The sequence below is a fragment of the Azorhizobium sp. AG788 genome (assembly GCF_943371865.1).
GTDB lineage: Bacteria > Pseudomonadota > Alphaproteobacteria > Rhizobiales > Xanthobacteraceae > Azorhizobium.
Genome location: NZ_CALRWL010000001.1, coordinates 253,136 through 273,627, shown reverse-complemented (window position 1 = coordinate 273,627; position 20,492 = coordinate 253,136). Strand labels below are relative to the sequence as shown.

Genomic DNA, 20,492 nt, shown 5'->3' with positions numbered 1-20,492 from the left:
GCCCCAAGCCTTCAAGGTCACCTCATGATGCGAACGGTCACTCTTCACATCAATGGCGCTACGCACATGGTGACGGCCGATGAGGACACCCCTCTCCTGCACGTCCTGCGCAACACGCTGGACCTGAAAGCCAGCCGGTTCGGCTGCGGGCTGGAACAGTGCGGCGCCTGCATGGTGCTGGTGGACGGCAAGCCCAGCTACGCCTGCACCTTGTCGCTCTGGCAATGCGCGGACACAGCCATCGAGACCGCCGAAGGACTGATGGCGGGCGAGACGCCCCATCCTTTGGTGACAGCGTTCCTCGGCGAACAGGCCGGGCAATGCGGCTATTGCCTTTCGGGAATCCTGATGTCCGCCAAGGCTTTGCTGACCCACACGCCCACGCCGCAGCGCGCGGAGATCATCGCCGCCCTGGAGCCGCATCTATGCCGCTGCGGCGCGCAGCCGCGCATGGTGCAGGCGGTGGAGCGCGCGGCCCGCGCCATGGCGGGAGAGCCCGCATGATCGCCAATACCTTGCCCGCAAGCCTCAGCCAGAACCCGCGCCTCGACCACTGGCTGGATTTTTCCGAACCCGGCCATGTCACCGTGCGCACCGGAAAGGTGGAACTGGGACAAGGCATCCTCACCGCTCTCGCCCAGATCGCCGCCGACGAATTGGATGTGCCCATGGCGCGTCTGCGGCTGGTCTCCGGCGACACCCGCACAGCCCCCGCCGAGGGCTATACGGCGGGCAGCCTGTCGATCCAGCAATCGGGCGGCGCCATACGCCTGGTGTGCGCGGAAGTCCGGGCCAAGGTGCTGGATGCCGCTGCCGCACAGTTGGGCTGCCCGTCCGCCGCCCTGACACTGAGCGCGGGCGCCGTCATGCGCGGCGACAGCCCCACCGGGCTCGACTATTGGTCGATCGCGCCCCGGCTCGACCTCACCGGTGACGCCACCGGCAGCGCGCCGGTGAAGGCCCATGGCGAGTTGCGCGTGGTGGGCACCGACGTGCCGCGCCTCGATCTGCCGGCGAAGATCGGCGGCGCGCCCTTCATTCACGATCTGGCGCCGGCCGGACTGCGGCACGCCCGGATGCTGCATCCGCCACGCTGGGGCGCCCTTCTGACCCGCCTCGACACCGCCGTCCTGCAGCGTCATCCCGGCGTGGAGCTGATCCGCCACGGGCACCTGGCGGCGGTGCTGGGGGACGATGAGTTGGCGGTGGCCGCAGCCGCCGAAGCTCTCAAGGCCCGTGCCATTTGGACCGGAGGTGCCGTGCCCGCCGACGGGCTGGATGAAGCCGCGTCCCTGCGCAATATGCCCACCGATATCACCCGCCGCGACATCGGCACGCCGGGCACGGTGACGCGGCGGTTCAGCGCCGCTTATTCCCGGCCCTATCTGGCCCATGGCTCCATCGCCCCCTCCTGCGCCCTCGCCCAGTGGTCGGCAGATCGGCTGACGGTCTGGACCCATTCCCAGGGCGTCACCTTGCTGCGCGGCGCGCTGGCGACGGCGCTGCGCCTGTCGCCGGCGCAGGTGGACGTGATCCACCATCAGGGCGCCGGCTGCTATGGCCACAATGGCGCCGACGACGCCGCCTTCGATGCGGCAGTGATCGCCTTGCAACGTCCCGATGTGCCGGTGCGCCTGCTGTGGAGCCGCGCCGACGAGATGACCGCCGCCCCGTTCGGCGCCGCCATGGTGGTGCAGGTGGACGCCGGGCTCGATGCGGACTTCCGTCCCACCGAGTGGACGCTGAACATCTGGAGCGCCTCCCACGCCCGCCGGCCGGGCATCAATGGCGCCGTGCACCTGAACGGCGCCGCCGCCTTGCCCGAGCCGATCCTCGATCCGCTGGCCCCCGACCTCCCGGACGCCGCCGGCGGTGGTGCCAACCGCAATGCCGTGGCCCTGTATGATTTTCCCCACCAGCGCATCGTCCAGCATTTCGTGGCCCAGCCGCCGGTGCGCACCTCGTCCATGCGCGGGCTGGGGGCGTTCGCCAACACCCTGGCCATCGAGGGCGCCATGGACGAGGCGGCGGAACTGGCAGGCATGGATCCGGTGACCTACCGCCTGCGGCATATGTCCGATCCGCGCGCCCGCGCCGTGATCGAGGCAGCCGCCCGCATGAGCGGATGGTTCGAGGGCGCGGATGGCAACGGCCGGGCCAAGGGCTTCGCGTTCGGGCGCTACAAGAATGTGGCGGCCTATGTGGGCCTGGTGGCGGAAGTGGAGGTGGACGAGGCCCCGCGCCTCACCCGCGTGTGGTGCGCGGTGGATGCGGGCCTGGTGATCAATCCCGACGGCGCCCGCAACCAAGTGGAGGGCGGCATCATCCAGGGCGCCAGTTGGGCGCTCAAGGAGCAGGTGCGCTTTGCCGAAGGTGCCATTGCCACCGCGGATTGGGACAGCTATCCCATTCTGCGCTTCTCCGAGATCCCGGACATCGAGACCCGTTTCATCGGCGACCCGCGCAGCCCGGCCCTTGGGATTGGCGAGGTGACGCAGGGTCCCATCGGCGCCGCCATCTGCAATGCGGTGGCGCGCGCGCTGGGCGCGCGGGTGCGGGACCTGCCGCTCACCGGCGAGCGGATCGCCGCGGCGCTCCTGGCGGAAGGGTAGGCGTTCCGGTGCGGTCGAGCCGGGCGGCCCGGCGCGCGGTCACGCGGCGGAGGATTTGACCTGGGCTTGGCGGGCCTGACGCCCGCACCGGGCGGAAATGGCCTGCTGGAACGCCGCGAACAGACGGTGCATCACCGGCTTCTTGTAGGGGAAGGTGCGGGCGCAATCCGCATCATGGATCACCATCGCCACATCCGCCTCGAACAGCAGCAGGCGGCCATCGGGCAGTTCGGCGCTGTCGATGGCGAAATAATCGAGGCCGATCCGCTCGGACAGGGCCTTGAAGGCATCCGCGTGGCGCACCGCAAAGTCGCGGTCGAAGCCCGCCATGAAGGCCGCCTCTTCCGCCCGGCGCTCGGGGAAATGGCGCATGCTGGCATTGACGTAATGCACCATCCAATGGGCGGACGTCGCCGCATGGCTGGCATAAGCCTTGCCGTCGATGAAGGCGATGCGCTGCTTGCGGAACATGCCGTCCGCGCCGCGATAATCGATGAACGGCGAGAGGAAGAAATCCGGCTCGCGGCGCTCCAGCAGATAGACCAGCAAGGTGGCGGGATCGTCGATCTTCTCCAACCCCTCGCCCGCATGGCTGCCGATCGGGCGCACGATGAGCGGAAACGCGGTGCCCGGCATCACCGCCCCCACATGCTGGTCGCCGCGCGCGATATCCAGCAGCGTCTGGCGATCGACCCGCCTGGTGGCGGGCGCCAGGACCGAGGGCACGTCGGCGAACAAGGCGCATACCTGATCCCGCGTCAGCGCCGCGATGCGCATCGGCGGGCCATTGACGATCGGTGCCGGCCAATCCTTGAGCAGGCGGGCAAGCGTGCTCAGTACGGCCTGGTTCTCCGGCGACTCGCCGATGGCCACGATGGCCACATCATGGGCCGGCACGTCGGCCAACGTGGCGGTGTCCTTGTCCACATAGAACAGGTGCAACTCGAAATCGGAACCGGTGAGCAGAAAATCCAGCGGCGTATTGGCCATCAGGTCGCCGGCGGTGACAAAGGCCAGCAGGCGCACCCCGCCGCCGCCGCCATAGGTGCGGAGATAATCCCGGCGCAGGTTCAGGGCTGCAGCCTGGGCGGCCTCGCCCTTGCGGCGCGCCTTGCGAATGAGCAGCAATGTCGACATGTCCATCAATGCGGCCGCATCGGTGGGGTCGCTTTCAGCCCGGGCGACAAGATGGTCCCACACCGGTGCGAGATCGTGCCCCTCCTCGAACCACCGCACCAGGGCGGCTGTACCGATCAGCGCCCCTGAAGCGCGCGAAGCGGGGCCCGGCATCGCCGGGACTAGGACGGCATTCGTCATGAAGGCACAGTCACTCCAATAGTCCCACGTCCACCCTCGTGGGAGTGCTTGCGCCAGCCCTCATGGCCGTGCAGAGCGCGGGATACCGTGTGGGGACGAGCTTGCCTTGAGCTTGCATCCGGCCGGAACCGACGCCGGAAACCGTAATCAAAGCAGCACATTCGATTAGCGGGGCGCGATGACGGCGATGCGACATGCCCGAGGCTCGTGGGATTTTCGCCGCCATAACCCGCAAATAATACCTCCCACAAAACCTGTGGGCGCTTACCCCAAACGCGGCATGAAATCCGTTGTGTCCGCCCGGTGGGGTCTCAAGGTCGTGCCGCAGGCCCTACTCCGGTGGCGGCGTTCCGCCCTGAAGGGTCAGGCGCACGCAGAACCCCTCCGCCGCGGTCGAGAACGAGACCGCGCCGCCATGGGCCTTGGCCACGTCGGAGGCGATGGCGAGGCCGAGGCCGGAACCGGCCGTATCCGCAGCGCCGGTCTCGAACGGCGCCAACAGGCGCTCGCGCTCGGTCGCCGGAATGCCCGGCCCATCGTCGCACACCGCCAAGAACACCCCATCCCCGTCCTGGCCGACCCGCACGGTCAGGCGCGAGGTCGCACCATGGGTCAGGGCATTGTGGATGAGGTTCGACAGGGCTTCGCGCAGGCTGATGGCGTCGCCCATAACCAGCACCGCCTCGGCGCCGGGCACGAAGGCGATGCTGACCTCCCGTTCCAGCGACAGCGGCACCGCATGCGACAGTACCGACTGCGCCAGCCCATTCAGGTCCAGCATCTGGAACGGGATCATCTCGGTGCGATGGGCGATCATGGCATGATCGAGCAATTGGCTGGTGAGCCGCCCCAGATCGGATACGCCCTTGCGCAGGCGGGCGATCTGCGCCGCCTGGTCCTCTTCGGGCGCGGCGGAGAGCATTTCCGCCTGGGCGTCCAGCGCCGCCAGCGGGGTGCGCAATTGATGCGCGGCGTCGGCAATGAAGCGCTGCATCAGGCTCATGCGCTCGGACAGGCGCCGCATGAAGGCATCGATGGCGGTGATCAGTGCCCGCACCTCCAGCGGCGGGGTATGCTGGATCGGGCGCAGATCATCGGGGCGGCGGGCGGCGATCTCCCGTTCGATACGGGTCAGCGGCGCCAGGGCGATGCGCACCGAGAACGCCCCCGCCACCAGCGCCAGCAAGCTCATGACGCCGATCAGGCCCAGGGCCTTGGCGGTGAGATCGACGGCGAGAGCCTCGCGGGCGCGGACGGTCTGCGCCACCACCACCTCGGCCCACTCCCCGCCCGGAACCGCAGTGATCTGCTTACCGATGGCGGCAATGCGCACCTTCTGGCCCTGATAGACGCCATCGCTCAGCACCACCCCGGAGCGCATCTCCGCCAGCGGCAGGTCGGGCGCCAGATCCTCATAGCCCGCCACCACCACGCCGCGCGGATCGGTGACGCGGTAGAACACGAGATCATAGGCCGACAGGGTGGCAAACGCCGCCGCCGGCGGATCGAGCGTCACCACCCCGCCCTGCACGAACAGGTTCTCCGCCACCTGGATCACGCCGCCGATGAGCAATTTGTCATAGGCATCACGCGCCGCCACCGAGGCATATTGCCAGGCGGCCAGCCCCAGCAGCAGCGCCCCGCCGCACAGGATGGCGGCGATGAAGGCGATGATGCGGGCATGGAGGGAGGCCCGACTCTCAGACAATCGCAAGCTGATACCCCAGGCCCCGCGCGGTGCGGATCTCGATGCGCGTGGACGCCAGCTTGCGCCGCAGCCGGGCCACGAACTGCTCCACGGCATTGTTGCTGGGGTCCTGATCGAAGCTGAACAATTGCTCCACCAGTTCCTCCTTCGCCACGAACCGCCCCTGCCGCGCCGCCAGAATCTCCAGCACCGTGAGTTCGCGCCGTGTCAGATCCAGCGGCACGTCACCCACGGCAGCGGTACGGCCGGCGCGATGGATGGTGAGATCGCCGAAGCGCAGGATATTGTCCGGCGTGCCGGCGCTCCGCCGCAACAGCGCCCGCGCCCGGGCCTCCAGCTCGCGATAGTCGAACGGCTTGATGAGATAATCGTCCGCGCCCAGGTCCAGCGCGCTGATGCGGTCATCCACCGCCGAACGCGCGGTCAGGATCAATACAGGGGTCTTCAGGCCCCGCCCGCGCAGGCCCTTGAGAATGGCAAAGCCGTCGGCGCCCGGCAGCATCACATCCAGCACCACCAGATCATAGGCCTGCACCTCCAGCAGTTCGGAGGCGGTGCGGCCATCGGTTTCCCAATCCACCGCATGGCCCATCTTTTCCAGGCGCAGCACGATGACCTTGCCGATGTCGAGGGTGTCTTCCACCACCAGGATGCGCACCGATTTCCCCTTGCCAAGCGGAGTCAGTTTTGAGTCAGCGGACCTGCATATAGTCCAGGTGTCAAGCGAACCGGCAAGAGTTCGTGACCAACCGATCTGGGAGGATCCATGACCGCACATGCCGTGCCGGCCACGCCTGCGCCTTTGCTCAGCGTGGAGGGCGTGACGCTGCAATACAAGACGCCGGACACCTTGGTCACGGCCACGTATCGCGTCGATTTCAACGTCTTCCAGTCCGATCGCTTTGTGCTGCTGGGTCCGTCCGGCTGCGGCAAGTCCACCTTGCTGAAAGCCATCGGCGGCTACATCACCCCCAGCGAAGGCACCATCCGGCTCAAGGGCCGCGAAGTGCGCGAGCCCGGCCCCGACCGGATGATGGTGTTCCAGGAGTTCGACCAGCTGCTGCCCTGGAAGACGGTCGGCGAGAACGTCGCCTTCGCGCTCACCTCCAGCGGCCGCGCCAGCGGCAAGGACGCCCTGGAGCGGGCCCGCAGCTATATCGACAAGGTGGGGCTGACCAAGTTCATCGACAGCTTCCCGCACATGCTCTCCGGCGGCATGAAGCAGCGCGTGGCCATCGCCCGCGGCATGGCCATGGAGCCGGACGTGCTCTTGATGGACGAGCCCTTCGCCGCCCTTGACGCCCTCACCCGCCGCAAGATGCAGGACGAACTGCTCCAGCTCTGGGACGACACCCACTTCACCGTGCTGTTCGTCACCCATTCCATCGAGGAAGCCATCCGCATCGGCACCCGCATCCTGCTGCTCTCGCCCCATCCCGGCCAGGTGCGGGCCGAGCTGAACAGCCTTCCGAAAGAGATGATGGGAACCGGCGCCCAGGCGGCGCTGGAAACCCGCATCAACGACATGCTCTTCGCGCATTGACAGGGGACCAGGCCATGACCGACGTCGTCACCTTCCGCCCCGAAATCATCAATGCCGAACGCCGCACCGACCTGCCGCAGGTGGAAAAGACCCTGTCGTGGTTCGAGCGGGTCTATCGCATCGGCTTCGTGCGCAAGGCGTTCATTCTCATCAGTTTGGCGGTGGCCTGGGAAATCTATGGCCGCTGGCTGGAAAACCCGCTGCTGTTTCCCACCTTCCTGGAAACCCTGTCGGCCTTCTTCGCCAACATGGCCGACGGCACCATCCCCGCACGCGCCTTGGCCTCGATCCAGACGCTGCTGATCGGCTATTCCATCGGCATCGTGCTGGCGGCGCTCTTGACCACCTTGGCCATCGGCTCTCGCATCGGCTCGGATTTGCTGGAAACGCTGACCTCCATGTTCAACCCGCTGCCGGCCATCGCTTTGCTGCCGCTGGCGCTGATCTGGTTCGGCCTTGGGCAGGGCAGCGTGATCTTCGTGCTGGTGCATTCGGTGCTGTGGGCGATCGCGCTCAATACCCATGCGGGCTTCCGCTCGGTGTCCAACACCCTGCGCATGGTGGGGATGAACTACGGCCTGCGCGGGCTGAAGCTGGTGCGGCTGGTGCTGATCCCCGCCGCCTTCCCGGCCATCCTCACCGGCCTGAAGGTGGGCTGGGCCTTTGCCTGGCGCACGCTCATCGCCGCCGAGCTGGTGTTCGGCGTCTCCTCCGGCTCCGGCGGGCTCGGCTGGTTCATCTTCGAGAACCGCAACCAGCTGGAAACCGCCAATGTGTTCGCCGGCCTGTTCACGGTGATCCTGATCGGCCTGTTCGTGGAGAACATGATTTTCGCCACCATCGAGCGCAAGACCATCCGCCGCTGGGGCATGCAGCACTGACAACCGGACACAGATCCGGCACACCATACCTAGGGAGACACATCATGACATTTTCCAAGCGTCTTCAATCTCTTGCACTAAGCGTCGCTGTGATGCTCGGCAGTGCCGCCGCCCCGGCCTTGGCCGAGGTGAAGGAGATCCGCGTCTCCAAGGGCTACGGCATTTTGTATCTGCCGCTGATCGTGATGGAAGATCAGAAGCTGATCGAGAAGCAGGCCGCCAAGGCCGGCCTGGGCGACGTCAAGGTCAACTGGCTGATGCTGGATGGCGGCAACGTCATCAATGACGCCATGATGGCCGGTTCGCTGGATTTCGCCGGCATCGGCGCCCCCGGCTTCATCACGCTGTGGGCCAAGGCCAAGGGCATTCCGAAGGTGGAGGTCGTCGGCATCAGCGGATTGAGCGCCACCTCGCTCTGGCTCAACACCAACAAGCCTGACGTGAAGACCCTGAAGGATCTGGCCCCGCCGGACAAGATCGCTTTGCCCGGCATCAAGACCTCGCTGTCGGCGGTGGTGCTGCAGATGATTGCCGCCCATGAATTCGGCCGCGAGAATTATGCCAAGCTCGACCCCATGACGGTCAGCCTGCCCCATCCGGAGGGCCTCGCCACCCTGCTGACCGGCAAGACCGAGATCACCGCCCACTTCACCTCCCCGCCCTTCTCCTATCTGGAATTGAAGGACCCCAAGATTCACCGGGTGGTGAATTCGGTGGACGTGATCGGCAACATCACCCTGGACGTGGTGTTCGCCCCCAAGCGCTTCGTGGATGCCAACCCGAAGATGACGGAAGCCATGCTGGCGGCCCTGGATGAGGCCGACGCGCTGATTGCCGCCAACAAGCAGCTGGCAGCGGAGATCTTCGTCAAAAGCTCGAAGGTGAAGGTCTCCGTCGACGAGGTGCTGGAAATGCTCAACGACAAGGACACGCAATTCTCCACCACCCCCAATGGGGTGATGAAGTTTGCCGAATTCATGCAGTTGGCCGGCACCATCAAGGTGAAGCCGGCGAACTGGACCGACCTGTTCATTCCCCAGCTGAGCAGCCGCAACGGCAGCTGAACGCGAAATGGGCGCCGGCCCGGCCGGCGCCCATCTGGCTTGGCAATCTCAACGCCCGCCTCTTTGGCGGGCGTTCGCATTTCAGCGCTTGTGCGCGACCCGCCAGGCGGCGAAATCGATCTTGGTCTGCTCCTCGGTGGCCGGGTAGAGGCCAAGGATGGAGCGCCCCGCCAGCACCTGCTCGGTGGCGAAGTCCTCGAACACCGTCATCTCGGTGGCCTCCGAGGCCACCTCGTCGGCCAGATGCGCGGGGATCACGATCACCCCCTCCCCGTCACCCACCACGATATCGCCGGGAAACACCGGCGCATCGCCGCAGCCGATGGGCACATTGATGTCGATGGCCTGGTGCACCGTGAGATTGGTCGGCGCCGACGGCCGCTGGTGATAGGACGGAATCGCCAGCGCCCCGATCTCCGGGCTGTCGCGGAAGCCGCCATCGGTAACGATCCCCGCCACGCCGCGCATCATCAGCCGCGCCACAAGAATGGAACCAGCGGAGGCGGCGCGCGCATCCTTGCGGCTGTCGATCACGAACACCGCGTCCGGCGGGCATTCCTCCACCGCCTTGCGCTGGGGATGGGCGCGATCCAGGAACACGGTGATGGGGTTGAGGTCTTCGCGCGCCGGCATGTAGCGCAGGGTGAAGGCGGGGCCGACCATGTTCTCGCCCTTGAAGGCGATGGGGTGCACATTCTGGATATATTGATTGCGGAAGCCGCGCTTGAACAAGGCGGTGGCAAGCGTCGCGGTGCTCACATGCTTGAGCTTCTCGCGGGTCTCGGGGGCGAGCATGGTCTTTACTCCGGGTTCAGAAGATGACGGGTTCGGGAACGGGCGGGCCGAAATCGGTGCGCAGGAAATCGAAATCGCAGCCCTGGTCGGCCTGGCTGATGTGCTGGGAGAACATCCAGCCATAGCCGCGGCCATAGCGCGGCGGCGGCGGCACCAGGTCGGCGCCGCGGCGCGCCAGTTCTTCATCCGGCACGTCCAGCGATAGCGTGCGCGCCGGCACATCGACCGAGATGATATCGCCGGTCTGCACCAGCGCCAGCGGGCCACCCACATAGGATTCCGGCGATACATGCAGGATGCAGGCGCCATAGGAGGTGCCGCTCATGCGGGCGTCCGAAATGCGCAGCATGTCGCGCACGCCCTGCTTCACCAGCTTCTTCGGGATCGGCAGCATGCCCCATTCCGGCATGCCCGGCCCGCCCAGCGGCCCAGCATTGCGCAGCACCAGCACCGTGTCGGCGGTCACGTCGAGATCGTCGCGGTCGATATTGGCCTTGAGGGCGGGATAATCATCGAACACCAGCGCCGGGCCGGAATGCTTCAGCAGATGCGGCGCGGCGGCGGAGGGCTTCATCACGCAACCGTCGGGGGCCAGATTGCCCTTGAGCAGCGCCAGCGCCCCCTCCGCATAGATGGGATTGTCCAGCGGGCGGATCACGTCGTCATGATAGACCTGCGCGCCCTCCAGGCTCTGCGCCCAGGTCTGGCCGGTGACGTTGATCTGGCTCAGGTCCAGATGCGGCGTCAGGCGCGTGAGCAGGCCGAGCAGGCCGCCGGCATAATAGAAATCCTCCATCAGGTATCGATCGCCGCTGGGGCGGATGTTGGCGATCACCGGCACTTTGCGGCTGGCGGCGTCGAAGTCCGGCAGGCCGATGGCGTGGCCCGCGCGCCGCGCCATGGCGATGATGTGGATCACCGCATTTGTCGAGCAGCCCATGGCCATGGCCACGTTGATGGCATTGAGAAAGGCCCCGCGGGTCTGGATCTTGTCGGGCGTGAGATCCTCCCACACCATCTCCACCGCGCGCCGCCCGGCCGCCGCGCACATGCGGATGTGGTTGGCGTCGGCGGCGGGAATGGAGGATGCCCCCGGCAGGGTCATGCCGATGGCATCGGCCAGCGCGGTCATGGTGGAGGCGGTGCCCATGGTCATGCACACGCCATAGGAGCGGGCGATGCCCAGCTCCATCTCGTCCCAATCCTTGTCGGAGATGTTGCCGGCGCGGCGCTCGTCCCAATATTTGAAGGCGTCCGAGCCGGAACCCAGCACCTTGCCGTGCCAATTGCCGCGCAGCATCGGCCCGGCGGGCACGAAGATGGCCGGCACGCCGGCGCTGGTGGCGCCCAGCAGCAGGCCGGGCGTGGTCTTGTCGCAGCCGCCCATGAGCACCGCCCCGTCCACGGGATGGGAGCGGATCAGCTCCTCGGTCTCCATGGCCAGGAAGTTGCGATAGAGCATGGTGGTGGGCTTCACCTTGCTCTCGGACAGGGAGATGGCCGGCAGTTCCACCGGGAAGCCGCCGGCCTGGAGGATGCCGCGCTTCACATCCTCCACCCGCTGCTTGAAATGGGCGTGGCACTGGTTGAGATCGGACCAGGTATTGATGATCGCGATCACCGGCTTGCCGCGATATTCTTCCGCCGCATAGCCCATCTGGCTCATGCGGGAGCGGTGGCCGAAGGAGCGGAAGTCATCCGGCTCGAAATAGCGCGCGCTGCGCAACTGGTCGGGCGTCTTGGTCATGGGAGGACTCTCGTCTGGGGTAAGCGGCAGCTCAGTGCTGCAGGCCCCACTTGAGGACGGTGCGGCGCTCGATGGTGCGGAAGATGAGATTCTCCACCACCAGGCCGATGAGAATGACGGTGAGCAGGCCGGCGAACACCGCCGGGATCTCCAGCAGGTTGCGGTTCTCGAAGATGAACCAGCCCAGCCCGCCCTGGCCTGACGACACGCCGAACACCAGTTCGGCCGCCACCAGCGTGCGCCAGGCGAATGCCCAGCCGATCTTGAGGCCGGTGAGAATGGAGGGAAATGCCGCCGGAATCAGGATCTTGCGGATATAGCCAAAGCCGGTGAGCCCATAGTTGCGCCCCACCATGCGCAGGGTCTCGGACACCGCCCGGAACCCCGAATGGGTATTCAGCGCCACCGGCCACAGCACCGAATGCACCAGGATGAACACCAGGCTGCCATTGCCGAGGCCGAACCAGATCAGCGCCAGCGGCAGCAGCGCGATCGCCGGCAGCGGGCTGAGCATGGCGGTGACCGTCTCGAGGAAATCGGAGCCGGTGCGAGTGTTGATGGCCAGGATGGTCAAAGCGCCGGCCAGCACGATGCCCAGCGCATAGCCCATGAGCAGCACCTTGAGCGAAGCCCAGGCGCGCGCCGGCAAGATGCCGTTGGCGATATTCTCCGTCAGCGCCTGCAAGGTCTCGGTGAGGCTGGGGAACAGCAGCGGATTGTCCAGCCACCGCCCATAGATTTCCCAGGCCAGCGCCAGGAACAGGATGATGACCGTCTTGCGCACCACGCCCTGGTCCCAGGCGGCCTCCAGCACGCCCAGCTTGCGCTGGACCTCCGCCGTGGCGGTGCCGGATGCCTCGTACAGGATGATGCGGGCGGTGGAGGGCGGCACAGGGGTGGAGGCCGAAGGCGTGGCGGAGGCGGGAATGGAAGAGGCTGGTATCGAAGAGGCAGACATGGCGCTCACGTCCCGTGGCTGGTGTCGGCGAACAGCAGATCGTGAATGTCCCGCTCCAGCCGGGCGGCACTGCCGTCGGCGGCATGGGCGGTGTCCACGTCCACCACCTCGGCCTTCACCCGACCGGGATGGGGCGAGAGCAGCAGGATGCGGTTGCCGATCTTGATCGCCTCGGCGATGGAATGGGTGACGAACAGCACCGTGAACTTGGTCTCCTCCCACAGCTGGATCAGTTCGTCCTGGCAGGTGCGCCGGGTGAGCGCGTCGAGCGCGGCGAAGGGCTCGTCCATCAGCAGGATGTCCGGCTCCATGGCCATGCCGCGGGCGATGGCCACCCGCTGCTTCATGCCGCCGGACAGCGTATGGGGATAGCTGTCGAGAACGCGGGTGAGATTGACCTTCTCGATATAATGCCGCGCCCGCTCCGCTGCGTCCTTGCGGGACAGGCGGCGGGCATCCAGCAGCGGAAACATGACGTTTTCCAGCACCGTCTTCCACGGCAGGAGCTGGTCGAACTCCTGGAACACCATCATCCGGTCCGGCCCCGGCGCGGTGACGCGGCGGCCCTTGATGGTGATCGCCCCCTCGCTGGGGGCGATGTAGCCGCCCACCGCCTTCAGCAAGGTGGACTTGCCGCAGCCGGACGGGCCCAGCAGCACGAAGCGATCGGAGGTGTTGACCTTGAACGACACCCGCTCGGTGGCGGTGATCACCAGTCCCGGGGTCTTGTAGCGCAGGGTGACCGAGGAAACGTCGAGCAGCGGCTCAGCCATGGAACGATCCTGAACGGGTGTCACTGTGGCGCTGGCGGACGGGCGGGGCGCGCGGACGGCGCCCTGCCCCCGCGCCAGCTCAGCTGCCGGGGAGGTCATGGGCCACCGGCAGGTAATAGTCCTTCCAGGACGTCGCCTTGGTCTTGATGGCACCGATCCGGTTGAGGTGATCGGCGAACTTCATCGTGCCCTGGGGATAGATGTTCCACTCCATCATCCCCGGCTGCTTGAGCACCTCCAGAATGTCTTCCTTGGAGGTCTTGTCGCCGGTGACCTCGCGATAGATCTCCACTGCCGCGGCGGTGTCGGTCTCGATGAAGGTCTTGGCTTCCTCGGCGGCGTTGCGCAGCGCCTGGATGATCTTCGGATTGGCCTCCGCAAAGGCGGTGGTGGTCATGAACTGGCCCTGGCTCAGGGGCGAGCCGATGATGTCCGCCGAGTTGGCCACGATGTGCGCCTCGGGGATCTGCTTCAGCTCATAGGTCTGGAACGGCGGCGCCGCGAAATGGTTTTTCACCTCGTGGCTCCCGTTCTTCATGGCCACGAAGGCATCGGGATGGCCCAGCTGCACGGTCAGCGGATCGAACTTGTTCCAGTTCTCCGGCCCGTAGAGCTGGCTGGCGGCGAGCTGAAGCAGGATCGCCTGGGTGGACACGCGCACCGTGGGCACGGCGATCTTGTCGCCATCCTGGAAGTCCTTGAGCGCCTTGATCCGGGGATCGCGGCTGATCAACAACAAAGGCTGCGCGGAACTGGCCACTACGCCCTTCACCTTGCCGCGGGTCTTGTCCCACAGCACCAGCAGCGGCCCGGTGCCGGTATTGATGATGTCCACGCTGCTGGAGAGCAGCGCATCCTGCTGCGCCCCCCCGTTGGAGAAGGACATCCATTTGGTGGTGACGCCGGGCAGGCCGAGCTTTTCGGCATGCTTCTCGATCAGCTTCTGCTTCTCGATCACATGGGTCGGCATATAGAGGATGCCGGGTTGGCGGCTGATCGACACCTCTTTGCCGGCCTGGGCCAGCGCAGCCCTCTGCGGCGCGATGGCAAAAGCGGCACCGAGCGCAAGGGCATGCCTGCGGGAGATCATCATTTGGTCCTCCTGGGTCCACGGCCTCTGGCGTGCCGTTGGTGGATCGGGATCACGCCGTCGGCTCCGCACGACGACGCCTGCGCTCGAATGAGCAGGAGGCGCGATGGCACGGCTCTGGCGGCGAAACCCTGGCGTTTCCTCGATCGGCCCTGGGCCGCAGCGGTCTTTGCCGCTGTTTCAATGACCGAACTGAAACACTAATGCATTAGCGCGTCAAGCACGTTCATGCTATGCTCGCCCGGTCGAGAGAGGATGAACCGATGGTCGAACATTTGACGGGCCTGCCGTCGCGCGCGCGCGACCTCTCCAAAGGCGGGGCCGGCTTCGTGTGCGAGGTGCTGCGCGCGGAGATCATCTCCCTGGCGCTGGCGCCGGGCGCCGTGCTCTCGCGCCAGGAGCTTCAGGACCGGTTCGGCTTCTCGTCCACCCCGATTCGCGATGCCCTCATGCGGCTCCAGGAAGAAGCGCTGGTGGAGATTTTCCCCCAGCACGCCACGGTGGTCAGCCTGATCGACATCGAGCGCGCCCGTCAAGGCCAGTTCCTGCGCCGCTCAGTGGAGCTGGAATTGGTGCGCGAACTGGCACTCAAGCCGGAGCCGGCCCTGGTGGAAAAGCTGCGCAGCCTGATCCGCCAGCAGACCGCCTTTTCCGACCTCGGCGAAACCGCCGCCTTCGCCGCCGCCGATCAGGCGTTCCATCGCACCCAGTATGAGGCGCTCGGCATGGGCGCGCTGTGGCATCTGGTGCGGCGCCAGAGCGGCCATATTGACCGCCTGCGCAATCTGCATCTGCCGCGCGCCGGCAAGATGCGCGAGATCCTCGCCGACCACGCCGCCATCGTCGACGCCATCGCCGCTGGCCGGCCGGAGGCGGCGCAGGAGAGCCTGCGCGTCCATCTCTCCCATTCGCTGGAATTCGTCGACAGGCTGCGGCAGTCCAACCCGGAATATTTCAAGCCGTGACCCGCCGAGGCTGAACCGCTCGCTCACCCGCCCCGGTGCAGCACCATGCCGCCGGGAGCGGGCCTCACCGCGGCCCCGGTGCCCGCAGCAGGCGCAGGGCATTCAGGGTGACCAGAACCGTTGCCCCGGTATCCGCCAGGATCGCCGGCCAGAGGCCGGTGATGCCGACCACGGTGGTGACCAGGAACACCGCCTTCAACCCAAGGGCGATGACCAGATTCTGCCGGATGTTGCCCATGGTCCGCTTGGACAGGTCCATCATGGCCGCCACGTCGCCCACCCGCCCGTGCAGAATGGCGGCATCCGCGGTTTCCAGGGCCACATCGGTGCCGCCGCCCATGGCGATGCCGATGTCCGCCGCCGCCAAGGCCGGCGCATCATTGATGCCGTCGCCCACCTTGGCCACCACGAAGCCCTGCGCCTGCAACTCGCCGATGATGCGTTGCTTGTCTTGCGGCAGCAGTTCGGCCCGCACCTCGATGCCCAGTTGGCGGCCCACCCCTTCGGCGGTGCGGCGATTGTCGCCGGTGAGCATCAGGGTCTTGATGCCTGCGGCGGTCAGGGTCTTCAGCCCTTGCAGGGCATCGGGACGCGGCTCGTCGCGCATGGCGATGGCGCCGGCGGCGATGCCGTCCGCGATCAGCACGGACACCGTCTTGCCCTGGTCGCTCAGGGCCTCCAGTTGCGTCCTTTGCTCGGCGGTGAGCGCAACCCGTTCATGGGCCGCCTTGGCCGAGCCGAAAAACACCGCGCGCCCGTCCACCTGCGCCGTCACGCCCTTGCCGCTAAGGGCCATGGCGTCGGAGGCCGGCGGTACGGGCACGCCGTCCGCCGCCGCCCGGCCCAAAATGGCCTTGGCCAGCGGATGGCTGGAGCCCATCTCCAGGGCCGCCGCCAGCGCCAGAACCTCGGGCGCGGACCGGGCGAACGCCACCACATCCGTCACCTCGGGCTTGCCCGCGGTCAGGGTTCCGGTCTTGTCGAAGCACACGGCGGTAATCTTGCCCGCGCCTTCCAGAACCGCGCCACCCTTCAGCAGCAGGCCCCGGCGGGCGCCGGTGGACAGGCCGGCGGCAATCGCGGCGGGCGTGGAGATGACCAGGGCGCAGGGACAGCCGATCAGCAGAATGGCCAGGCCCTTGTAGATCCACTCATCCCAGGGCCCGCCGAACACCAGCGGCGGCACCACCGCCACCAGAGCGGCCACCACCACCACGGCGGGGGTGTAATAGCGCGAGAAGCGGTCGATGAAGCGCTCGGTGGGCGCCTTGGACTCCTGCGCCTCCTCCACCAGCTTCACGATGCGGGCAATGGTGTTGTCCGCAGCCGCCGCGCTCACCCGCACCCGCAGAGCCGCATCCCCGTTCACCGTGCCGGCGAACACCAGCGCCGCCACGCCCTTGCGCACCGGCGTGCTTTCACCGGTGACCGGCGCCTCGTCGATGGCGCTCTCGCCGGCAAGGATGACGCCATCGGCGGGCAGGCGATCGCCGGGACGCACCAGGATGATATCGCCCACCGCGAGGCTCTCCGCAGGCACCTCGCGGGGGCTCCCGTCGCGCGCCAGCAGAGCGGTCTTGGGCACGAGGTTCGTGAGCGACTGGATGCTGGCCCGCGCCCGCCCGGCCGCGACGCCCTCCAGCCATTCCCCCACCAGGAACAGGAACACCACCGCCGCCGCCTCCTCGCTGGCGCCGATGATGACAGCCCCCACGGCGGCAATGGTCATCAGGGTTTCGATGGTGAAGGGCATGCCGTTTACCCCCGCCATCACCGCCCGCCGGGCGATGGGCACCAGGCCGATCAGCATGGCCAGGGTGAACGCCCAGGGGCCCATCGCCGGAAAAAACCAGTCCACGGCGAAGGCCACCACGAACGCAATCCCGCTTAGCGCCGTGGTGCGGGCCTTGGCCGACCTCCACCACACGCCGCCCGTCGAGCCATGATCATGGCCGTGAAGGTCCGCAGCCGGGGCCGGCGCGCCATGATGGCCGTGAGGCGCGTGATCGTGATCGCCATGGGACGCATGATCATGCCCGTGATCGCCGGAAGCATGGATGTGGCCATGGTCGTGCGCGTGATCGTGATTTTTGCCGCCGCAACATGACCCATGGGCCGTGGCGTGCGGCGTCGCTGGATTCTCGACCGCGCCCGCGGGCCGCTCCAAAGGCAGCACCTCATAGCCCAGGCCAACAATGGTCTTGCGCAAGGCCGCGAGGTCGGTTGTGGGCGCATGCCGAACCGTCATGGTCCCGGCCGTCACCGAGACCGAGATGTCCTCCACGCCAGACGCGCGCCGGGCCACGGCGTCGATCTTCATGGCGCAGGACGCGCAGTCCATGCCGGTGACCCGGAAACGACTCTGCATCAACGGCGCTTTCATGGCGGTCCCTTTCACTTCACGTCAGGGGACCCTAAATGCTCTAGTGACTAGAGGAGCAAGCACCATGTTTGAGGGCCTGTCCATCAGCCGCGCGGCCAAGGCCAGCGGCGTGAAATCGCCCACCATCCGCTTCTATGAGCAGATCGGCCTTTTGCCGCCGCCGCCGCGCACGCAGGGCAACCAGCGCGCCTACAGCGACGGGGATGTGCGGCGCCTCGCCTTCATCCGTCACGCGCGGGAACTGGGGTTCGAGATCGACGCCATCCGCGCCTTGCTGGTGTTGCAGGATCAGCCGGAGCAGTCCTGCCAGGCGGCGGATGAGATTGCCCGCGCCCGGCTCGGCGACGTTGAGCGCAAGATCGCCAGCCTCACCGCCCTGCGCAAGGAATTGGAACGCATGGTGGCCGGCTGCGCCCATGGCAAGGTGGCCGAGTGCCGGGTGATCGAGATTCTGGCGGACCATGGCGAATGCCGGCATCACCAACACGCGTCCTGACTCACGCCCCATGACGATGTGAGTGATCACGTTAAGTGATCGACGGCTTTTCATTTGTCACCGGCACGGTCGTCCCTGCCCAAAAGCCCGAGCGGGCGACGCATCCCCTGGTTGCAGAAACGGGACCATTAACGTCTGCCCCTCACATTCTTGACAGGATAGCCAAACCCCCTCACTCTAATAATTGAGCAACGGGCAGAGCTGCCCGATTTTGTGGCACTTACGAACCCTTTCCAACGCGCACTCTGGATTCCGGAGTGTTTCGGTTGGTGGCGATGACGCCCGCGGCTTTCAGCCGACGGGCGTTTTTTTGTTGTTGCGAGGACACGGGATGACCGCCCACTACCGCATCGGCGTGATGTTTTCCGCGAACGGCCCCTATGCGGTCGTCGCGCGCTCGATGCTGAACGGCGCCCTGCTGGCCTTTGCCGAACTCGCCGCAGAGCGGGATGATGTCCGCCTCGAGCCGGTGGTGGTGGACCCATGCGGCGACCATGCCGCCTATCGCCGGTTGAGCCTCGATCTGCTGACGTCGGGCATCCGCAACGTGGTGGGGTGCTACACCTCGTCCAGCCGCAAGGAAGTCATCCCCTGCTTCGAGAAGCACGATGGGCTCCTGTGGTACCCCTCCCATTACGAGGGGTTCGAGAGCTGCGACAATGTCATCTATACCGGCGCCTCCCCCAACCAGCATGTGCTTCCCCTGGTGGAGTATCTGGCCGCCCATGTGGGCCACCGGGCCTATTGCATCGGCTCCAATTACATCTGGGCCTGGGAGAACAGCCGCATCTTCCGCGAGGCGTTCGGCGCCGTGGGCGGCACGGTGGTGGCCGAGCGCTACCTGCCGGTGGGCGACACCGACCTTGAAGCCCTGGCCGAAGCCATCGTCGACCAGCGCCCGGACTTCGTATTCAACAATCTCATCGGCACCAGCGCCTATGCCTTCTTCCGCGCCTTCCAGCAGGTGTGCGCCCGCCGGGGCATCGACCGCGCCGGCACCATCCCGGTGGCCAGTTGCACCTTGTCCGAGCCGGAACTGCACGAGATCGGCCCCGCGGCGGGCGACGGGCATCTGAGTTCCAGCGTCTATTTCTCCACCATCCAGACCCCGGCCAACCTGGCCTTCACCGCCGCCTACGGGCGCATGTTCCCCGATGGCCCTGCCGCCTGCGCCGATGCGGAAGCCTCCTATATTGCGGTCAAGCTGCTGGCCTCGGCCCTGGCGCGCGCCGGCACCGATGCCGCCAAGCCGGTGCGCGCCGCCGTCGCGGGCCAGACCTTGGCCGCCCCCCAGGGCGAAATCCGCATCGATCCCGACACCTTCCACGCCTGGCTGACGCCGCGCATCGGCCGGTCCACCGCCGACCACACCTTCCAGATCCTGCTGGAAGCCCCGCAAGCTCTGCCGCCCGATCCCTATCTGGTTCAATCCTCGCCCCGGCTCGCCGTGCCCATGCGCCCCCCCAAGCTGAGAGTGGTGCAGTGATGTCTGCTCGACTGGTCCAGAACTTCAGAGGCGGCCGCGCCTTCATCGTCACGGCCACACCGGGCCTGGAAGGCGCCCTCGCCTCCACCCTCACGAAGCTGGGGGTGGAGAGCACCTATCCCCGGCTCATGGATGGCAAGGCGGAGATCGCCCTCGCCACGCTCAGCCCCGAGCGGGACATGCTGTTCATCGATGGCGATCTGGAAGGGGCCATGGAGATCGAGCTGGACCCGTCCACCGCGCTGCCGCCGGTGCCGGTGATCGGCCTGGTGGGGGTGGAGGCGCCCAGCCGCCTGAAGGCGCTGGTGGGCCTCGGTGCCACCTCGTTCCTTCGCAAGCCGGTGCATGGCGGGGCGGTCTATGCCTCGCTGTTCATGGGCATCAACCAGTTCCAGCTGCGCAGCGAACAGGGCCAGCGCTTCGAGGCTCTGCACCAGCGCCACCGCGCCCGCCGCGCGGTGATCCAGGCCACGCTGCTGGTGATGAAGCGCACCGGCCTCGATGAGGATCAGGCCTATGCCCAGCTCCGCCACGAGAGCATGCGCATGCGCCAGACCGTTGAATTCTATTGCGAAGACCTGATCGCGCGCCACCCGCGCGCCGCCCCCAGCTCCCTCCGGCCCGATGACGCAAAGCCGCGGACCGGCAAGCCAAAAGCAATGTAGGAGACCGAC

At 66.8% G+C, this 20,492-nt stretch carries 18 protein-coding genes; 9 read left to right on the top strand and 9 right to left on the bottom strand.

Annotated elements, in window-relative coordinates:
• Positions 1–24: 24 nt before the first annotated feature.
• Both AAG816_RS01155 and AAG816_RS01150 read left to right on the top strand, forming a co-directional pair.
• Positions 25–504 carry a (2Fe-2S)-binding protein gene (locus AAG816_RS01155; RefSeq protein ID WP_341987468.1) on the top strand — a complete coding sequence of 160 codons (480 nt, stop codon included), beginning with the start codon at positions 25–27 and terminating at the stop codon, positions 502–504.
• A complete protein-coding gene (locus tag AAG816_RS01150) occupies positions 501–2,612 on the top strand; it encodes a molybdopterin cofactor-binding domain-containing protein (protein WP_341987467.1) in 2,112 nt (703 codons plus the stop codon). The genes AAG816_RS01155 and AAG816_RS01150 overlap by 4 nt, the downstream gene beginning before the upstream one ends.
• A 39-nt stretch (positions 2,613–2,651) precedes the next feature.
• Here AAG816_RS01150 and AAG816_RS01145 read toward each other — a convergent pair whose 3' ends face one another.
• The 3 genes from AAG816_RS01145 to AAG816_RS01135 all read right to left on the bottom strand — a co-directional run bounded on the left by AAG816_RS01145 (position 2,652) and on the right by AAG816_RS01135 (position 6,295).
• Complete coding sequence (locus AAG816_RS01145; protein ID WP_341987465.1) at positions 2,652–3,929, bottom strand: tetratricopeptide repeat-containing protein; 1,278 nt, start codon at positions 3,927–3,929, stop codon at positions 2,652–2,654.
• A 331-nt stretch (positions 3,930–4,260) separates the two neighbouring features.
• A complete protein-coding gene (locus AAG816_RS01140) occupies positions 4,261–5,643 on the bottom strand; it encodes a sensor histidine kinase (protein ID WP_341987464.1) in 1,383 nt (460 codons plus the stop codon).
• Positions 5,630–6,295 (bottom strand): response regulator transcription factor, encoded by a 666-nt coding sequence (locus AAG816_RS01135; RefSeq protein ID WP_341987463.1) that lies wholly within the window; start codon positions 6,293–6,295, stop codon positions 5,630–5,632. The genes AAG816_RS01140 and AAG816_RS01135 overlap by 14 nt, the downstream gene beginning before the upstream one ends.
• A 108-nt stretch (positions 6,296–6,403) precedes the next feature.
• On the opposite strand from AAG816_RS01135, the gene AAG816_RS01130 reads away from it, so the two are divergent.
• The 3 genes from AAG816_RS01130 to AAG816_RS01120 are packed head-to-tail and all read left to right on the top strand — an operon-like array spanning position 6,404 to position 9,125.
• Positions 6,404–7,180 (top strand): ABC transporter ATP-binding protein, encoded by a 777-nt coding sequence (locus tag AAG816_RS01130; protein WP_341987462.1) that lies wholly within the window; start codon positions 6,404–6,406, stop codon positions 7,178–7,180.
• Positions 7,181–7,194: 14 nt separating this feature from the next.
• Positions 7,195–8,061 carry an ABC transporter permease gene (locus AAG816_RS01125; RefSeq protein WP_341987461.1) on the top strand — a complete coding sequence of 289 codons (867 nt, stop codon included), beginning with the start codon at positions 7,195–7,197 and terminating at the stop codon, positions 8,059–8,061.
• A 44-nt stretch (positions 8,062–8,105) separates the two neighbouring features.
• Complete coding sequence (locus AAG816_RS01120) at positions 8,106–9,125, top strand: ABC transporter substrate-binding protein (RefSeq protein ID WP_341987460.1); 1,020 nt, start codon at positions 8,106–8,108, stop codon at positions 9,123–9,125.
• An 81-nt stretch (positions 9,126–9,206) separates the two neighbouring features.
• On the opposite strand, the gene AAG816_RS01115 is transcribed toward AAG816_RS01120, so the two are convergent.
• The 5 genes from AAG816_RS01115 to AAG816_RS01095 all read right to left on the bottom strand — a co-directional run bounded on the left by AAG816_RS01115 (position 9,207) and on the right by AAG816_RS01095 (position 14,488).
• Positions 9,207–9,920 (bottom strand): ribonuclease activity regulator RraA, encoded by a 714-nt coding sequence (locus AAG816_RS01115; protein ID WP_341987459.1) that lies wholly within the window; start codon positions 9,918–9,920, stop codon positions 9,207–9,209.
• A gap of 16 nt (positions 9,921–9,936) precedes the next feature.
• Positions 9,937–11,667, bottom strand: coding sequence for an L-arabinonate dehydratase (araD, locus tag AAG816_RS01110; RefSeq protein ID WP_341987458.1), 1,731 nt, complete (start codon positions 11,665–11,667; stop codon positions 9,937–9,939).
• Between the two features lie 31 nt (positions 11,668–11,698).
• Positions 11,699–12,625, bottom strand: a complete 927-nt coding sequence (locus tag AAG816_RS01105; protein ID WP_341987457.1) for an ABC transporter permease — start codon at positions 12,623–12,625, stop codon at positions 11,699–11,701.
• Between the two features lie 5 nt (positions 12,626–12,630).
• On the bottom strand, positions 12,631–13,398 hold the full coding sequence (locus AAG816_RS01100; protein WP_341987456.1) for an ABC transporter ATP-binding protein: 768 nt from the start codon (positions 13,396–13,398) through the stop codon (positions 12,631–12,633).
• Positions 13,399–13,477: 79 nt separating this feature from the next.
• Complete coding sequence (locus AAG816_RS01095) at positions 13,478–14,488, bottom strand: ABC transporter substrate-binding protein (RefSeq protein ID WP_341987562.1); 1,011 nt, start codon at positions 14,486–14,488, stop codon at positions 13,478–13,480.
• Positions 14,489–14,751: 263 nt separating this feature from the next.
• On the opposite strand from AAG816_RS01095, the gene AAG816_RS01090 reads away from it, so the two are divergent.
• Entirely contained in the window at positions 14,752–15,453 is a 702-nt protein-coding gene (locus AAG816_RS01090) for a GntR family transcriptional regulator (protein ID WP_341987455.1), read from the top strand.
• A 64-nt stretch (positions 15,454–15,517) separates the two neighbouring features.
• Here AAG816_RS01090 and AAG816_RS01085 read toward each other — a convergent pair whose 3' ends face one another.
• A complete protein-coding gene (locus AAG816_RS01085; protein WP_341987454.1) occupies positions 15,518–17,836 on the bottom strand; it encodes a heavy metal translocating P-type ATPase in 2,319 nt (772 codons plus the stop codon).
• 64 nt (positions 17,837–17,900) lie between these two features.
• Here AAG816_RS01085 and AAG816_RS01080 point away from each other — a divergent pair, with 64 nt between their 5' ends.
• From AAG816_RS01080 to AAG816_RS01070, 3 genes are all read left to right on the top strand, one after another.
• Positions 17,901–18,332, top strand: a complete 432-nt coding sequence (locus AAG816_RS01080; protein ID WP_341987453.1) for a helix-turn-helix domain-containing protein — start codon at positions 17,901–17,903, stop codon at positions 18,330–18,332.
• Between the two features lie 331 nt (positions 18,333–18,663).
• Positions 18,664–19,818 carry a transporter substrate-binding domain-containing protein gene (locus tag AAG816_RS01075; protein ID WP_341987452.1) on the top strand — a complete coding sequence of 385 codons (1,155 nt, stop codon included), beginning with the start codon at positions 18,664–18,666 and terminating at the stop codon, positions 19,816–19,818.
• Positions 19,818–20,483, top strand: a complete 666-nt coding sequence (locus tag AAG816_RS01070) for an ANTAR domain-containing protein (RefSeq protein WP_341987451.1) — start codon at positions 19,818–19,820, stop codon at positions 20,481–20,483. Before AAG816_RS01075 ends, AAG816_RS01070 begins: the two co-directional genes overlap by 1 nt.
• Positions 20,484–20,492: the final 9 nt, after the last annotated feature.